Source organism: Endozoicomonas sp. SESOKO4 (assembly GCF_024606275.1).
Genome location: NZ_JAHHPS010000121.1, coordinates 1 through 1,596, shown reverse-complemented (window position 1 = coordinate 1,596; position 1,596 = coordinate 1). Strand labels below are relative to the sequence as shown.

1 protein-coding gene is annotated in these 1,596 nt (G+C 51.6%); it reads left to right on the top strand.

Features of this window, described 5'->3' with window-relative positions; all coding sequences use genetic code 11:
- A partial coding sequence (locus tag KDK16_RS02115; RefSeq protein WP_257274446.1) for a PEP/pyruvate-binding domain-containing protein occupies positions 1-1,596 on the top strand: 1,596 nt, incomplete at both ends.

Sequence of the window (1,596 nt, the reverse complement as noted above, 5' to 3'; positions counted from 1 at the left end):
CACAGCCGGTGATTGTCCGCAGTTCTGGCATCAACGAAGACAACTACGGCGATGCTCAGGCGGGCAAATACCTCTCTGTGGTTCAGGGAGAAAAGGATGTTTTAAGTACCTGCCTTAAGGTCATGGCCTCAGCGTACCGGCCTGAAGTCTGTTCCGAAGGTATACCGCAACCCATGGCGTTGATTATTCAACACTGCGTGGATTGCCAATATGGCGGGGTCGCCATGAGCTTTCAATCTTATCAGGATGATACCGTCAGGGTTGAGTACACACCCGGTCAACCCAAAGGTGTAGTGGCAGGGCAATTTGGCAACACGCCCCACCGCATTGATATTTTGCGCGAGGATCGTAAAGAAGGAACTGACCATTATCAATACGTTCCCGGGAAGGTCTCAAGTCACTTCATCCTGCACAAAGACGACAACGGATTCTCGGAAAGAGAGATTTTTGATGCTGATGTTCATTCAAACGACGGTGGGCAATCACTCAGTGATGACATGGTTTCAGAACTCAGGAAGGTGGTGACAGAGCTGGAAGACCTGTTGCTCTGCCCTGTGGATGTAGAGTTTGCCATTGACCATCAGGGTCAACTGTTGCTGTTGCAGGTACGCCCTGTCACCCGGCTCTCTGGCGGCATGGATTTTACCATGCCTATACCCGAAGAGAATCTGGCTAGTGGCGAGGGTATCAGCGAAGGCTATTGCACCGGCCCACTCTGGCTGGCCAAAAAACGACAAGCAGATTCTATGCCAGAGGGAGCCATTGTGGTGGCCCACCACGCTGAAGACTGGATGCTTGAGCCAGAGTTCATCAAACGGGCAGGGGGTTTTGTCCTTGCCGAAGCAGGATTCAATGATCATATAGCGATCTTCCTGAAACAGGAACAAATAACCTTAATGCGGGCCGGTGAACAGTTTGAGGCATTGGCCGCTCAGGATGGCCAACAGGCAACACTGGCCTGCGCCCACTTTAACGGTGAGCCCGGAGCCTTCATTGTTGCCGGTGACATTACCGAAAAACTGGCCAGTCACAGAAGCCTGTCCTCTGCTGTTTCTGATTTACCATTAACGACAGCTGTCCCGTCACGGGATGATTTGTCCCTCCCTGAAGGCACACCCCTTCAGGTCGCCAGCGGTTTTCAATGGCTCACAGATCAAAATGCCCGATTGTTGGCATTTTTTGCTCCCGGTGGTGGACTGGATTGTCTGGCAAACCCGATAAAAATGAGCATGTCGCCGCAACGTTCAGAGCTACTGGCAGATACCATGGACAGCGTAAATCGGTTGGTTTATGGGGCTGAAGCCCTGTTGCAGGGTTACAAGACATTCTTGATGCAGGCTGGAAACAAATGTTCACTCCAGGTCAAGTTATTGCGAGATGAATTACCGCTCTTGATCAACCGGTTTGAGACACTGAAGCAGACCATCCGTTCAGAGTTAGAGCCTATCACCCATCTCCTGCAAGCCGGTAAAGAAGGGCAGGTATCATTTTGTGATTGGGTGGCAGCGTGCCATCAGTTGCAATCCTGTCTTCAGGCACTTAACCCTAAGGAGGCTGAGCAGGTCCGGAGTGTCCATGAGCTGATTTTTGCCCTGC